The following is a 14,730-nucleotide window of genomic DNA, read 5'->3' on the forward strand; positions in this document are numbered from 1 at the left end:
CCTGAAGACACCGGATGCACTGTGGGAGCGGGCTTGCTCGCGAAAGCGGTGTGTCAGCCAACATTAATGTCACTGACAGATTGCCTTCGCGAGCAAGCCCGCTCCCACACTTGATCCGGTTCCTATCAGGTCAGGCCGCGTCGCTGAAATCGTACTGCAATTCGTTGTCCACCGCGCTGATCCGCACCCCGGCCAAGGCCTTGCCTTCGAGCATGCGGGTCAGGAACTCGCGGCTCATGTCCGGCAGCAGGCTGTTGGTCAGGATGGTGTCGATCATACGCCCGCCGCTTTCGGTTTCGGTGCAACGCGAGACGATCAAATCGATCACCGCGTCGTCGTAGTCGAAGGCCACTTTGTGGGTGCTCTCCACGCGCTTCTTGATGCGGTTGAGTTGCAGGCGGGTGATGGCCTTGAGCATCTCGTCGCTGAGCGGGTAGTACGGGATCGTCACCAGGCGGCCGAGCAGGGCCGGCGGGAAAATCTCCAGCAGCGGCTGGCGCAGGGCCTTGGCGATTTCTTCCGGCTCGGGCACGTTCTGCGGGTCTTTGCAGACGTCGGCGATCAGCTCGGTGCCGGCGTTGGTGGTCAGCAGGATCAAGGTGTTCTTGAAGTCGATCACCCGGCCTTCGCCGTCCTCCATCACGCCTTTGTCGAACACCTGGAAGAAGATTTCATGCACGTCCGGGTGAGCTTTTTCCACCTCGTCCAGCAGCACCACACTGTACGGTTTGCGCCGCACGGCTTCGGTCAGCACGCCGCCTTCGCCGTAGCCGATGTAGCCCGGTGGTGCGCCCTTGAGGGTGGACACGGTGTGGGCTTCCTGGAACTCGCTCATGTTGATGGTGATGACGTTCTGCTCGCCGCCGTACATGGCTTCGGCCAGGGCCAGGGCGGTTTCGGTCTTGCCCACGCCGGAGGTGCCGGCGAGCATGAACACGCCAATCGGCTTGCTCGGGTTGTCGAGGCCGGCGCGGGAGGTCTGGATGCGCTTGGCGATCATCTGCAAGGCATGGTCCTGGCCGATGATGCGTTTTTTCAGGTGCTGGTCGAGGTTGAGCACGGTTTCCAGTTCGTTGCGGGCCATGCGGCCTACCGGGATACCGGTCCAGTCGGCGACCACCGAGGCCACGGCCTGGTAATCCACGGTGGGCAGGATCAGTGGGGTTTCGCCTTGCAGGGCGGTCAGGCGCTGTTGCAGGTCCACCAGTTTCTCGCGCAAGTCGTGGCTGGCTTCGCTGCCGTCCTCGCTGTCCACTACGCCGACGCGCTCGCGCAGGGTGGCGCGGGTGGCGAGCAGCTCGTCCACCAGGGTTTTCTCTTCGGCCCAGCGGCTCTCCAGCTCGGCCAGGCGCTCGCGTTCGGTGCTCAGCAGGCTTTCGGTCTGGGTCTGGCGAGTGCCGATGACCACGCCAATGGCGTGCTCGCGGGCGATGATTTGCAGCTCGGTTTCCAGCGCTTCGATGCGCCGACGGCTGTCGTCCACTTCGGCCGGCACGGCGTGCAGGCTGATGGCGACGCGGGCACACGCGGTGTCCAGCAGGCTCACGGATTTGTCCGGCAGCTGGCGCGCGGGAATGTAGCGGTGGGACAGCTTGACCGAGGCTTCCAGGGCTTCGTCGAGGATCTGCACCTGGTGGTGTTTTTCCATGGTCGAAGCCACGCCGCGCATCATCAGCAGGGCTTTGTCTTCCGAGGGCTCGGCCACTTGCACCACTTGGAAACGGCGGGTCAGGGCCGGGTCTTTTTCGATGTGTTTCTTGTACTCGGCCCAGGTCGTGGCGGCCACGGTGCGCAAGGTGCCGCGGGCCAGGGCCGGCTTGAGCAGGTTGGCCGCGTCGCCCGTGCCGGCGGCGCCACCGGCACCCACCAGGGTGTGGGCTTCGTCGATGAACAGGATGATCGGCTTGGGCGAGGCCTGGACGTCTTCGATGACCTGGCGCAGGCGCTGTTCGAATTCGCCTTTCATGCTCGCGCCGGCCTGCAACAGGCCCACGTCGAGGCTGCGCAGTTCGACGTCCTTGAGGGCTGGCGGCACGTCGCCGGCGACGATGCGCAGGGCAAAGCCTTCGACCACGGCGGTCTTGCCCACACCGGCTTCACCGGTGAGGATCGGGTTGTTCTGCCGGCGGCGCATGAGGATGTCCACCAGTTGGCGGATCTCTTCGTCACGGCCGACGATCGGGTCGAGCTTGCCGCTGCGGGCTTGCTCGGTGAGGTCGACGGTGAAGCGCTTGAGGGCTTCCTGCTTGCCCATGGCGCTGGGGGCCATGGCGCCGCTGGCTTCGCCCGGCACGGCGCCGGCATTGAAGCCGTCGCTGGCGGTCAGGGCGTTTTCCGGCGAGTCGCCGACGTATTCGTCAAAGCGCTCGCTCAGGGCTTCGACCTTGACCTTGTCGAACTCCGACGACAGGCCCAGCAACGCGTGGCGCAGGCTCGGTGTCTTGAGGATGCCCAGCACCAGGTAACCGGTGCGCACCTGGCTTTCGCCGAACATCAGGCTGCCGTAGACCCAGCCGCGTTCCACGGCTTCTTCGACGTGGGAGGACAGGTCGGTGATCGACGTCGAACCCCGTGGCAGGCGGTCGAGGGCTTCGGTGAGGTCACGGGCCAGGCGCGCCGGCTCGATGTTGAACTGGCGGATGATGCGATGCAGGTCCGAGTCCTGCAGTTGCAGCAACTGGTGAAACCAGTGGGCCAGTTCCACATAAGGGTTACCGCGCAACTTGCAGAACACGGTGGCGGCTTCGATGGCTTTGTAGGCCACGCTGTTGAGTTTGCCGAACAACGCGGCGCGACTGATTTCACCCATGCTCATGGCTCCTTGAGGTCTGTGAGGTGTTGGCCTGTTCGGCGTAATGCCGGGCCAGTATTAAATCGTTGGCATCTGTTTCGGGGCGACCCAGCCAGGTATTGAACCCCAGGCGGAAACGACCGTTGAGTTGCAGTGCCGGGACTTCGGGCTGTTCCAGGACCAGGTTCAGGTCCCAGTCCAACTCATGACCCAGGTATTCGGCGACCCAGGCCACCAGCTCGTTGAACGGTTGGCTGCCGGGCAGCATGCCCATGTAGTCGACGAGCTTGAGTGGCCCCAGGCGAATGCGGAATTTGTGCTGGCGATCCCACACGAAGCGGCCGAGGCAGAAGTCCACGCCCAGTCGGGCGTTGACACCGACGCGGCTGCGTTCGGGCAGCTCCAGCCATTGGCCGACGTATTCTTCGATCTCCACCGGCAGGCCGAAGTACTCGCTGAGGATCGCCTTCAAACCGTCCGGGTAGCGGGTCTGTGCCGACAGGTGGCCGCTGTAGTGCAGCTTCGCCGTGTCGGGGATCAGCCCCTGGTTGAGCAGGCTCGGCATGCCCCGGCCGCTGAGCGCCGCCAGGCGCGCCGACCAGTAGTCATCGTCCGGGCGGTCATGGCTGACGGTCGGCCGTGCTTCGGCCCAGGCCCGGTAGAACAGGCTGAGCAGGCGATGGTGAAACACATCGAGGAAGCGCTTGCTGGTGCTGTCGGCGTTGTTGCGCTGGCGTTCGCGCACGTATTCGGTGATGTGCAGCGGCATCGGGCCGTTGGGACCGCCGAGGCCGAAGAAGAATTGCTCCAGGCGCGCCGGCGTGCCGTCGCCGCCCGGTTGCACCGAGGCGAGGGTGGCCGGGGCGAAGGTGCAGTCGGCCTGTTGCCCGAGGCGCAACGGGTCATCGGCCAGGCGCAGGGAATGGCCCAGGCGCGGCAGCTCGGGAGATTCGCACTCGATGCGCCGCAACGCCTGGAAGAAGTCGTATTCCCAGGGCTCCTGGTGCATCGCCTCCAGGGTACTCACAGGGTCGGACGACGTCCGGGCTTGGCTTTCCATCGCATGATCTCGCCGCGTTCGGTGGTACGGATCACCGTCTCGGTAAAACTGTTGATCGACACGTAGCGTGCCAGGAAGCGCTCGAACACCGCACCGAGCAGGAACACCCCGGTGCCGCGAAACGCGTTTTCATCGAATTCCAGGGTGATCTCCAGGCCCCGACCGAACACGATCGGGCCGGGCATCGGCAAGCGTCGGGTGCAAGCCTTGCTGCTGACTTCCCGCAGGCCTTCGATCTGCAATTGCAGCGCCGCGTCGTTGCTGTCGCCGTACAGGCGCAGCAGTTCCCGCAGGGCGGCGGCGCCTTGGCCTTGTTCGCTCAACGACAAGTAGTTCAGCGACAACTGGCTGATCAGCCGCCAGGCCTTGGCATCGTGGGCATGGCTGGCCCGTGGGCGACTGGGACCTGCCACGCAACGCACGGCGCCAACCGGCGCACTGTCGGCCAGGGTGAAGTCGGTCTTGCCATTGCCCACGCCCATGAACAGCGGCAGGTCGCGGTTGGTGCACAGCGCGGTCACGCCCAGCTGGCGCAGGTCGTGGCGGTAGGGCGCTTGCTGGCTGTCCACCAGGCTGACGAAGGTTTCGCTGCCGATGTAGGTCGAGCGCGGGCCGTTGCGTCGCTGGTCGCTGGACAGCACGCGCGGTTCGCGGCGCACGGTGTAGTAGGCCTGGTCGCGGCCATAGCGGGACGGATCGCGCACGGCGTAGAACGGCAAGAACGGCTGCTCCGGCCCGGTGCCGTGGCCGGTGAGGCCGCTGAGCGAATGTACTTCGAAATCCATCGGCCGGGTGCGGTCGGCGATCACGTGGTGTTCGTTGACCCGCTCCGACAAGTGAATGCGGTCCAGGCGCTTGGGGAACAGGTTGATGGCCGGGGTGCAGAACGGCAGGAACTGCGAAGCGCCGACGCTGCCTTCCAGGCTTGGATCGTGACGGTCGAACAGCACGATCAACTCCAGTTCCTGGCCGTCGCAGCGTTTGACCGCGCGGCTCAACTGGGTGAAGTCGACAAACAGGAAACGGTGGGGCAGGGCGAAGTATTCCTGCAACAGGCGATAGCCCTGGAAGGCCCGGGACACCACCGGCAGCGCGGCGTCGGCATCGTCGAAACCGCGCGAGCGCAACGCATCCTGGGGCAGACGCTCCACCCAGTCGCCCCCGGGCTTGCGGGCGAACACCGCGCAGGCATTGCCCAGCAGTTGTTCGTAGAGGCGGAAGGGCTGTTCGTCGGCGCCGCTCAAGTACAGTGGCAGGTTGTCCAGGGCCAGGCTGTTGAACGGCAGTTCGGCGCCGGTGCGCAGTGTGATGCGCAGCCCGGCCTTGGCCTTGGGCTCGCTGGCGGCCAGGCGCCCGAGCACCACGGATGGGTTGCCGAAGTATTCAGCCTGGCTGACCTGCAACGGCCACAACGTCACCGCATGGGCGGTGCGGTACTCGCAGCAGGTCTGGGTTTCGCGACCCAGGGCGGCGCGCAGGACGGTATCGCGGGGCAGCGGGAAGCCGCTGCTCAGCGAGCCTTCGTCCGGGTCGGCCTGCATCTGCACCACGGTCATCGACGGTGTCGGCGCCAGGTAATGGGGGTAGGCGATTTCCAGCAGGTTGTGGGTGAAGGTCGGGTACTCGGCGTCGAGCTTGAGCTGCACCCGCGCCGTCAGGTAGGCGAAGCCTTCCAGCAGGCGCTCGACATACGGGTCGGCGCAGTCCATGCCGGACAACGTCAGCCGACTGGCGATCTTCGGGTATTCCTTGGCGAACTCCGCCGCGCTTTCGCGCACGTGGTGCAGTTCCTGGTTGTACAGTTCCAGCAGGCGCGGGTTCATGAGCGTCTCCGCTGGTCGGCGTTGACCACGCGCACATGGCCGGTTTCCAAGTCCAGGTCGGTCTGCAGCATCAGGCGCAGGGGCACCGGCTGGGCCCAGAGGTCGCCTTCGATTTCGAAACTCAAGGCGTTGTGGTTCATTTCGGCCGTCGCCCGGGCCCGCACCCGCAGGGTGTGGCGCAGGATGCGCGGTTCGAAGGTGGCAATCGCCTGGTGGATCAAGGTTTCCAGGGCCGAGACATCGACGTTCGACGCGCTGTTGCCGGCCAGCGCCGGCAGGCCGAAATTCACCACCGACGTGCCCGCCGGGGTATGCAACGTGGCATCGGCGTCGAGCAATGACGTGGTGTTGAGCAGCCACGCCAGGTCACGCAGCACCGAGGCTTTCAATTGGGTCAGGGACAGCACGCGTTTGTCGGCGCTTTCCTTGGGGTTGGTCGGATCGTCGTCGGTCAACCGGTCCAATAGGGAGGGTTGGAGGCGATCGCGGGTGGCAATTTCGGTTACCACGTAAAGGGTGCCACGTACATTTTCTGGTCTCCGCCGGAGCCGCAAGCTGCATACAGGCTGACCGTTCCCGCCTCAAAACCTTCCGGCATCTGACGAATAGCCTGCATTTTGCTCAGACAATCGCGGCTGGGGGCGGGCATGTGTTCGCTGCGCCAAACCGCAAAAATCGGGATGTTGTTGAACATTTCCACGCGCAGTTTCTGCTGTTTATCCAAGCTGAAGCCGCACGGCCATTCCATGTCCAGTTTCATGCGACTCTGGTCGGGTTTGACCAGCGTGCATTGACCCTGATCGTCAACCAGGCTGAGTGACTGGCCCTCGAAAACCGCCTGGGTCGTTGGGGCCCCGGCATGCTCGGCGCATGCGCTCAGGCTGATCAGGCTAGTCGTCAGGCATAGGGCGAGCAGGGGCTTGTTCATTAAATGAGCTCCCAGAACCAGACCTTCTTGGATCGATAGAAAAGGTCGCTGGTTTGGGTCAGGCCACGATTCCATAGATCGATATGGTCGCCGCTACGACCTTCGGCAGTTTCTCCTGATTGCTGAAAGCAGTCCTTGAAGAAAATCAGGCCGGTCTTGCCCATCAATGTCTTTCGGTCTTCGGGGCTGTTACTGAGAATAGTTGGATGGCCCAGATGATGTTTCCACAACCAATTCGCCAATGACTCGGCGCCCCTGGCGTGTTCATGCTTACACAGGGGGTCTTTGGTGTAGGTGGATTTGTTGACCTTGATGGTTTTCTCCGCATTGAGCGTCAGGCTCATGCGTATGGCGCATTGGTTTGCCCAGGGACCGTCACAGGGTTTTGCGTCAGGATGGGCAATCAGCAGGTCGGAATAGGCTTTCCACAAATTGATAAACGAAGGCTTGGCCATGACTCAGACACCGAAAGGGAAAAGATTGGATTCGAGCAAGCACCAAACACCCCCGGCGCGTGGCACCGGGGGTATTTTCGATTACACCTTGACGTTCTGACGGATGTTCCAGCCGAACTTGACCGGACCGCCTTCCTTGGTGCCGTCGGCTTTCTGTGGCTGGTAGTCCACCAGCACCTTGGCGAAGTTCAGGGTGACGTTTTCAGTCAGGCGATCATCGCCGCCCGAGCCGCCGGTGCTCAGGGAAGTGACCAGCACTTCTTCCAGGTTGATGATCATGTACTCGACCTGGCTTTCACCGCCGGCCTTGCGCACGGTCAGCTTGACCTTGTCGATGTGCTTGCCGCTGGCGCAGTGCATCATCAGGTTCGGCGAAGCCTTGTCGACGAACTTGGTCAGCGACAGGTCCTGGACGTTGACCTTGCCCGCACCACCGCCGCTGCCCACGTGCATGTTGCCGGACTGGGACATGCCCCAGCTCCAGTTCAGGACGTCGATCTCGTCCTTGTGGGCCTTGTCCATGGACTCGCCCTTGATGTCGCCGATCTTGATGAAAATATCAACAGCCATGTTTTCTCCCTGTGTGGTTTCTAACCACATTGTGTTTTGTTGATCGTTCCCACGCTCTGCGTGGTAACGCATCGGGTGACGCTCCGCGTCACTGGGACGCAGAGCGTCCCGGGCGGCATTCCCACGCAGAGCGTGGGAACGATCACATCAAGGTCGGTGTTATGCGCCCTTGGCCGACGGCAGTTTCGATACCAGGCGCAGCGACACGGTCAGCCCTTCGAGCTGGTAGTGCGGGCGCAGGTAGAACTTGGAGTTGTAGTACCCCGGGTTGCCTTCGACTTCTTCGACGATCACTTCGGCGGCAGCCAACGGATGCTGGGCCTTGGTGGTCTCGGTGGAGTGCGCCGGGTCACCGTCGACGTAGTTGAGGATCCAGTCCTGCAACCAGCGCTGCATCTCGTCCTTCTCTTTGAAGGAACCGATCTTGTCGCGCACGATGCACTTCAGGTAATGGGCGAACCGGCAGGTGGCGAACAGGTACGGCAGGCGCGCGGCCAGGTTGGCGTTGGCAGTGGCGTCCGGGTCGTCGTATTCGGCCGGTTTCTGCAACGACTGGGCGCCGATGAACGCGGCGAAGTCGGTGTTTTTCTTGTGCAGCAGCGGCATGAAACCGTTCTTCGCCAGTTCCGCTTCACGGCGGTCCGAGATGGCGATTTCGGTCGGGCACTTCATGTCCACGCCACCGTCGTCGGTCGGGAACGTGTGGGCTGGCAGGTTTTCCACTTCGCCGCCCGATTCAACGCCACGGATGCGCGAGCACCAGCCGAAGTGTTTGAACGAACGGTTGATGTTCACCGCCATCGCGTAGGCGGCGTTGGCCCAGGTGTACTTGGAGCTGTCGGCGCCGTCGGTGTTTTCTTCGAAGGCGAAGGCTTCCACCGGGTCGGTCTTGGCGCCATAAGGCAGGCGCGCCAGGAACCGCGGCATGGTCAGGCCGATGTAGCGCGAGTCTTCCGATTCACGCAGCGAGCGCCAGCCGGCGTATTCCGGGGTAGTGAAGATCTTGGTCAGGTCGCGCGGGTTCGACAGTTCCTGCCACGAGCCCATGCCCATCACGGTCGGCGATGCCGCAGCGATGAACGGGGAGTGCATGGCCGCGCAGACTTTCGACAGCTCGCCCAACAGCTCGACATCCGGTGGCGACTGGTCGAAGTAGTAGTCGCCCACCAGGCAGCCGTAAGGCTCGCCGCCGAACTGGCCGTATTCTTCTTCGTACATCTTCTTGAAGAGCGGGCTCTGGTCCCACGCGGTGCCCTTGAATTTCTTCAGGGTCTTGTGCAGGTCGGTCTTGGAGATGTTGAGCACGCGGATCTTGAGCTGCTCATCGGTCTCGGTGTTGTTGACCAGGTAGTGCAGGCCACGCCAGGCGCTTTCCAGTTGCTGGAAGTCGGGGTGGTGAATGACCTGGTTGACCTGGGCGGTGAGCTTGGCGTCGATGGCGGCGATGATCGATTCGATCGACTTGATGGCGTCGTTGGACACCAGGTCGGTCTGCGCCAGGGCCTGTTCGGCCAGGGTACGCACGGCGGTCTCGACGGCTTCGCGGGCACGTTCGGTCTTGGGTTTGAATTCTTGCAGCAGCAGGGACGCGAACTCGCTGGTTTCTTCTGTCGCGCCGAGGTTCTGTGCGCCTTCGCGGGCTGTATTGTCAGTCATGATCATTGGTCCTGTGCTGGCTTCGGCGCGCTCGCCAGGGCCTGCAACAGCGCTGGGTCCTTGATCGCCTTCATGATGATTTCTTCGGCGCCGGTCTTGCCGTCCATGTAGGTCAGCAGGTTGGCCAACTGGGTGCGCGCTTCGAGCAGCTTGTTCAGCGAGTCGACCTTGCGGGCCACGGCCGCCGGGCTGAAGTCGTCCATGCTTTCGAACGTCAGGTCCAGGCTCAGGTTGCCTTCGCCGGTCAGTTCGTTAGGCACATGGAACGCCACGCGCGGCTGCATGGCCTTGAGGCGCGAGTCGAAGTTGTCGACGTCGATTTCGAGGAACTTGCGGTCGGCCACCGGGGCCAGAGGCTCGGCGGGCTTGCCGGCGAGGTCGGCCATGACGCCCATGACGAAGGGCAACTGGACCTTTTTCTCGGCGCCGTAGAGCTCGACGTCGTACTCGATCTGCACTCGAGGCGCGCGGTTGCGCGCGATGAATTTCTGAGAACTTTGCTTCGCCACGTTGCTGCTCCTGGTCGCTTGAGCGACGGTGTTGGCGTCATCGGGGGTGCCGGTGACGTGACTGCGTGATCCGCTCGCTTTTTATTCGCTGTCTGGGCCGCGCAGGTTTTCAAATTGACTCATGCCGTCGGGAATCAGGTTGCGCACAATGGCCGCGAAATCGGCGTGCACCAGATTCTTGGCCCGGTTCAACAGCACCGGCAGCGGGCTGGAGGGCTCATGACGGGTGTAGTAAGCGAGAATCCGGTCCAGGCTGCGCAGCACGTCGTCGCGGTTGTTGATGTCGCCGCTGACGGTGTTGGTGCTGTTATTGGTGTTGCGCGGTGAGCTTGTGACATTTACATGCTCAGCGGGCGCTGCGCTGTGGTCGCCGACGGCATCGGCCTGGGCGTCGTCGCCACTCTGCGGGGCGAACTGGCCGAGAATCTGCAGGGCCATCTTCAAAGGTTGCTTCAACGGGCCGAGGTCCACGCCTTGGGCGGAACCGACCTGGTCGCTGACCTGCTGCTCGATGGCTTCGGCGGCGCTGCGGGCTTCAAGCAGGGCGGCGCGGGTGATTTCCAGCTGCTCGGGGTCGCTGTCGAGCAGGGCCCCGGCGAGCTGTTCGGCACCGAGGTTTTCATCCGGGAAACTTTGCAGGCCACTGGCGTTGGCGGCGGCGCGCAGGCTGACGGCACCGAAGGTCCGCGAACGGGTCAGGATGCTTTCGCGCAGCAGGCGAATGGTGACATCGGACGTCAGGCCGGCGAGGGCATTGATGCGCACGGTGGGGTCGTTATCGTCATCGGCGTCCAGGCGCGGATGCAGTTCGGCCCAGTATTGCTTGAGCAGTTCGCTGATCAGCGTCAGCACACGGGCCATGCCCGGCAGACCTTCGAGGGCCAGGGAGCTTTGCATCAGGAAATGGGTGATGCGCAGGTCTTTGCTGCGCTGCAGCAAGTCCAGGCTCTGCTGCTGGATGCTGCGCCATTCAGGGGGTTCGGCAGGCAGGATCGAATCACCCATGCTGCGCTCGGGTTGGCCCCGGGAGTCACGTTCCAGGCGCAGGAAATCCGCGTCATATTCCAAATCTTCACCACACGGCGAAGTCGCGGAAACGGCGGCGAGCAGCAAAGGCACATCCACTTGGATCGATCTCCCTATCACCCGCTTGATAGAAGTCGGGCAGTTCACACGCAAGTTTCGGATGAAACTTCACATGTTCCTTGACGGTAATGGCCCTTTAGATGCGTGATGATCTTAAAGTGCCATCATGTATATTCAAGAAGTTGTGCATTTTTGGTGTAGTACTTATCGCTTGTCAAGGTAAGCTATTTCGCCTGTGTATGCCCTATGTAACAGTTGTGATGCGCTTAACAGCCTGCCCGACCTGCCGGTCGAAGCGGCAACTGACGTGGGGTTTTTGTCACGCAAGCCGGTTATGATCAGCAATCATGCTGGCAAAAAGCCGTTTTTTACGGTTGTTGGCAGGTTGCCGGCGGGTCGTCAGGGTCTGAACCCTCACTCCCGCCCGCGCGCGAAGTATTCAGCAAGGAGGCAAGATGCCGCTGTGTTTGACTATCACTAGTTATCACAAAATTACCCCAGGCCAGTGTTCTGAAAAGTCCATGGACCAGGGGGTGATGGCAATTGGCCGTAATTCCGATAATGACTGGGTATTACCGGACCCGGAGCGCCTGGTTTCCGGTAAACATTGCGTTATCCAATACAAAGATGGGCGTTATTATTTGACCGATAACAGCACTAATGGTGTGGAATTGGTCAAGGCCGGTGTTCGCTTGCGCAAGGGCAATAGCGAGCCCCTGCAAGACGGCGAGGTGATCCGCATTGGTGACTATGAAATCCAGGCCCGCGTCGATTTCAACCTGCCGGTCACCGACAGTAATCCGTTCGCCGAATCGCCCAGCAGTTTCGAGGCCTTGATGGGGCAGCAGAGCGCCGCGGCGCATACGCCGTCGCCGGTCCAGGTGGCCTCGCCTGCGCATTTCCAGGGCGTGTCGGCCATGGACACCCTGCCGGACCTGTTCGACTTCTTGGCCCCGAGCAGTGTCCCGCCGGCCACCCAGCCTGACCATGTCCCGGCCGAGCAGCACAATTTCCGCCCGCCGACACCAATTGCCCGGCCGAGCCCGCCACCCGTGGTCGAGCCGGTTGTACCGCCGGCTGCCTCGGTGATTCCGGACGACTGGGACCCGTTCAGCGACAAGCCGGCACCGGTGGCGGTTGCCCCGCTGCCCGTGGCCCCGCAGCCGGTGCCGCCAGTGGTTGAGCCGATCGCGACCCCTGTTCCGCAGCCTCCGCTCGTCGACATCTTTGCTGAAATCAGTGCACCGCCGCCGCCCGTGCGTGAAGCGCCGGTGACCCGCGTCGAGACCCCGGTCGCACCTCCAGTTGCTCCAGTTGCCCCGGCCGAGGCTGCCCAATCCGACTTGCTGCAAGCCTTCCTGCGCGGTGCCGGGCTGGATCAGTTGCGCTTGGACAAGGCCAATGCCGAAGCACAGATGGAAAGCATCGGGCGCAGTTATCGGTTGATGGTCGAAGGCCTGATCGATGTCTTGCGCGCCCGCAGCAGCCTCAAGGGTGAGTTCCGCATTCAGCAGACGATGATCCAGCCTGTGGAAAACAACCCGCTGAAGTTCGCCCCCAATGTCGATGAAGCCTTGCTGTTGCTGTTGCGCCACGGTAACCAGGCGTTCATGGCCCCGGACGCGGCGGTGCGTGACAGTTTCGACGACTTGCGGGCCCACCAACTGGCGGTAATGGCCGGTGTGGAAGCGGCCATCAAGCATTTGCTGGGGCGTTTCGAGCCGGCGCAACTGGAAGAACGCATGGCCAAGCCCGGCGGGCTTTCGGGGATTTTCAGCGGCTCGCGGCAGGCCCAGTACTGGCAGCAGTTCACCGAGCTCTACAGCAACATTTCCCGGGAAGCCCAGGAGGATTTCCAGGACCTGTTCGGTCGCGAGTTCAGTCGCGCCTACGAAGAACACAGCACACGACAGCGACGCCGTTGAGCGGCGCTGTCCTATAACAATATTGATCGGCCAACAACGGATAGCTCAAACGTCATTGAGGACGCAGGATGATTCCCAGGTTTTTACTCGCAGTCGCCACCGCGCTTCTGCTGACGGCGTGCGCCAAGGATGCGGCCAACCCCCAGTCCGAAGAAGCTGAGGCCGACACCGCCGCCATCGAATTGCATTTCCATGCCATTGCCGGCCTCAACCCCGGCGCCACCGGCCAGCCGGCCCCGGTCCGGGTGCGCATTTTCGAACTGAAAAATGCCGCGACCTTTGGCCGTTCCGATTATTTCGCCCTGGCCGAACGGGCCCAGGCCACGCTGGGCGCCGACCTGATCGACCAGGACGAGGTGCTGATCCAGCCCGGCCAGCAACTGAGCCTGCAGCGCGACCTCGACCCGGCCACGCGGCACATCGGAATACTGGTGGGCTATCGCGAACTGGACCAGTCGTTGTGGCGCACGGTGATGAATGTCCCGGCGCGCGAATACACCGAATACCAGATCAGCCTCGATGTGCGCGCCGTGCGCAGCGCCGTCGTCGTTCCCCCATCCAGCCCTGCCCAATAAGCAATCGGAGCCCCCATGTCCTGGAACAATCGCGTGGTCTGGTCGGAAGGCATGTTCATTGGAACGCAGCACTTCCAACAGCATGACCGTTACCTGGAAAACCTCATCGACGCACGCAGCCGTCCATTGTCGGCCGGCGCCTGGGGTTTTTCCGAATTGCTGATCGACCAGGGCCTGCTGGCCCAGGGCAAGCTGGCGATCATCTCGGCGCGGGGCCTGTTGCCGGACGGCACGCCCTTCGACATTCCCCAGGATGACCTGGCGCCCACACCGCTGAACGTCGATGACAACCTGCGCGATGGCCTGGTGTACCTGGCTTTGCCGCTCAAGCGCGCCGGCGCCCGTGACACCGTGGACGAAGGCGAAGACCTCGGCGCCGCGCGTTATGTGAGCCAGGTGTGCGAAGTGCGCGACGACAACGCGCCGTTCGAAAACCGCGCGCCGGTGGCCCTTGGCTCCCGGGCCCTGCGGTTGTTGACCGAACAGGATGGCATCGGCGACTACGCCGCCATCGGTGTGGTGCGCATCAAGGAAAAACGTGCCGACCGTGCCTTGGTACTCGACGACACCTACATCCCGCCACTGCTGGATGTCATCGCCTCCAAACCGCTGGCGGCGTTTCGCAGCGAACTGCTGGGCCTGCTGCATCAACGCGGCGAAGCCTTGGCCGGGCGGGTGGTGGCGTCCGGTGCCGGTGGCGCCTCGGAGATTGCCGACTTCATGCTGCTGCAACTGGTCAACCGCGCCCAGCCGCTGATCCAGCACCTGAGCCAGTTGAGCCCGCTGCACCCCGAGCGCTTCTACAGCGAACTGGTGAGCCTGGCCGGGGAGTTCTCCACGTTCACCGCGTCCGGACGACGACCGCAGCAATACCCGCCGTACCAGCACGATGACCTGGCCCTCAGCTACGCGCCGGTGATGCAGGCCTTGCGCGAAGCCCTGTCGATGCTGATCGACAGCAAGGCGACGCCGATTCCGATTGTCGAGAAAGCCTACGGCATCCACGTGGCGATGCTGGCCGACAAGACCCTGCTCGACAGCGCCAGCTTCATCCTGGTGGTGCGTGCCGATGTGCCGGCCGAAACCCTGCGCAGCCGCTTCGGCCAGCAAAGCAAGGTCGGCTCGGTGGAGCACATCCGCGACCTGGTCAACCTGCAACTGCCGGGCATCGGCCTGCTGCCGTTGCCGGTGGCGCCACGGCAACTGCCGTACCACGCCGGTTCCACCTACTACGAACTCGACCGGGGCAGCGACCACTGGCAGCAGTTGAGCAACTCCGGCGGTTTTGCGTTCCACATCGCCGGCCAGTTCCCGGGGCTGAACCTGGCTTTCTGGGCGATCCGAGGATAAAC

At 63.0% G+C, this 14,730-nt stretch carries 13 protein-coding genes; 3 read left to right on the top strand and 10 right to left on the bottom strand.

Annotated features, from left to right (window positions below; all coding sequences use genetic code 11):
• Window positions 1-130: 130 nt before the first annotated feature.
• The 10 genes from tssH to tssA all read right to left on the bottom strand — a co-directional run bounded on the left by tssH (window position 131) and on the right by tssA (window position 10,917).
• On the bottom strand, window positions 131-2,809 hold the full coding sequence (gene tssH, locus BLP82_RS13070; RefSeq protein WP_092168358.1) for a type VI secretion system ATPase TssH: 2,679 nt from the start codon (window positions 2,807-2,809) through the stop codon (window positions 131-133).
• On the bottom strand, window positions 2,802-3,851 hold the full coding sequence (tssG, locus tag BLP82_RS13075; RefSeq protein ID WP_092168362.1) for a type VI secretion system baseplate subunit TssG: 1,050 nt from the start codon (window positions 3,849-3,851) through the stop codon (window positions 2,802-2,804). Before tssG ends, tssH begins: the two co-directional genes overlap by 8 nt.
• The gene (gene tssF / locus BLP82_RS13080; protein WP_060740016.1) at window positions 3,815-5,674 is read right to left on the bottom strand and encodes a type VI secretion system baseplate subunit TssF; all 1,860 of its coding nucleotides are present in this window, start codon (window positions 5,672-5,674) and stop codon (window positions 3,815-3,817) included. The genes tssG and tssF overlap by 37 nt, the downstream gene beginning before the upstream one ends.
• Entirely contained in the window at window positions 5,671-6,183 is a 513-nt protein-coding gene (tssE, locus tag BLP82_RS13085; RefSeq protein WP_058542707.1) for a type VI secretion system baseplate subunit TssE, read from the bottom strand. Before tssE ends, tssF begins: the two co-directional genes overlap by 4 nt.
• Window positions 6,177-6,602 carry a hypothetical protein gene (locus BLP82_RS13090; RefSeq protein ID WP_060740017.1) on the bottom strand — a complete coding sequence of 142 codons (426 nt, stop codon included), beginning with the start codon at window positions 6,600-6,602 and terminating at the stop codon, window positions 6,177-6,179. The genes tssE and BLP82_RS13090 overlap by 7 nt, the downstream gene beginning before the upstream one ends.
• Entirely contained in the window at window positions 6,602-7,057 is a 456-nt protein-coding gene (locus BLP82_RS13095; RefSeq protein WP_060740018.1) for a type VI secretion system amidase effector protein Tae4, read from the bottom strand. Before BLP82_RS13095 ends, BLP82_RS13090 begins: the two co-directional genes overlap by 1 nt.
• An 81-nt stretch (window positions 7,058-7,138) precedes the next feature.
• A complete protein-coding gene (locus BLP82_RS13100) occupies window positions 7,139-7,627 on the bottom strand; it encodes an Hcp family type VI secretion system effector (protein ID WP_025216165.1) in 489 nt (162 codons plus the stop codon).
• A 159-nt stretch (window positions 7,628-7,786) separates the two neighbouring features.
• Window positions 7,787-9,283 carry a type VI secretion system contractile sheath large subunit gene (gene tssC, locus BLP82_RS13105; RefSeq protein ID WP_060740019.1) on the bottom strand — a complete coding sequence of 499 codons (1,497 nt, stop codon included), beginning with the start codon at window positions 9,281-9,283 and terminating at the stop codon, window positions 7,787-7,789.
• A 2-nt stretch (window positions 9,284-9,285) separates the two neighbouring features.
• A complete protein-coding gene (gene tssB, locus BLP82_RS13110) occupies window positions 9,286-9,792 on the bottom strand; it encodes a type VI secretion system contractile sheath small subunit (protein WP_003177230.1) in 507 nt (168 codons plus the stop codon).
• A gap of 81 nt (window positions 9,793-9,873) precedes the next feature.
• Entirely contained in the window at window positions 9,874-10,917 is a 1,044-nt protein-coding gene (gene tssA / locus BLP82_RS13115) for a type VI secretion system protein TssA (protein ID WP_092168365.1), read from the bottom strand.
• Window positions 10,918-11,333: 416 nt separating this feature from the next.
• Between tssA and tagH the strand changes: the two genes are divergently transcribed.
• The 3 genes from tagH to tssK all read left to right on the top strand — a co-directional run bounded on the left by tagH (window position 11,334) and on the right by tssK (window position 14,728).
• Window positions 11,334-12,803, top strand: a complete 1,470-nt coding sequence (gene tagH, locus BLP82_RS13120) for a type VI secretion system-associated FHA domain protein TagH (protein WP_092168368.1) — start codon at window positions 11,334-11,336, stop codon at window positions 12,801-12,803.
• A gap of 68 nt (window positions 12,804-12,871) precedes the next feature.
• The gene (gene tssJ / locus BLP82_RS13125; RefSeq protein ID WP_092168371.1) at window positions 12,872-13,378 is read left to right on the top strand and encodes a type VI secretion system lipoprotein TssJ; all 507 of its coding nucleotides are present in this window, start codon (window positions 12,872-12,874) and stop codon (window positions 13,376-13,378) included.
• 15 nt (window positions 13,379-13,393) lie between these two features.
• Window positions 13,394-14,728 carry a type VI secretion system baseplate subunit TssK gene (gene tssK / locus BLP82_RS13130; protein ID WP_092168374.1) on the top strand — a complete coding sequence of 445 codons (1,335 nt, stop codon included), beginning with the start codon at window positions 13,394-13,396 and terminating at the stop codon, window positions 14,726-14,728.
• Window positions 14,729-14,730: the final 2 nt, after the last annotated feature.

Source organism: Pseudomonas sp. NFACC37-1 (assembly GCF_900101575.1).
In the GTDB taxonomy this organism is placed as follows: Bacteria; Pseudomonadota; Gammaproteobacteria; order Pseudomonadales; family Pseudomonadaceae; genus Aquipseudomonas; species Aquipseudomonas fluorescens_AA.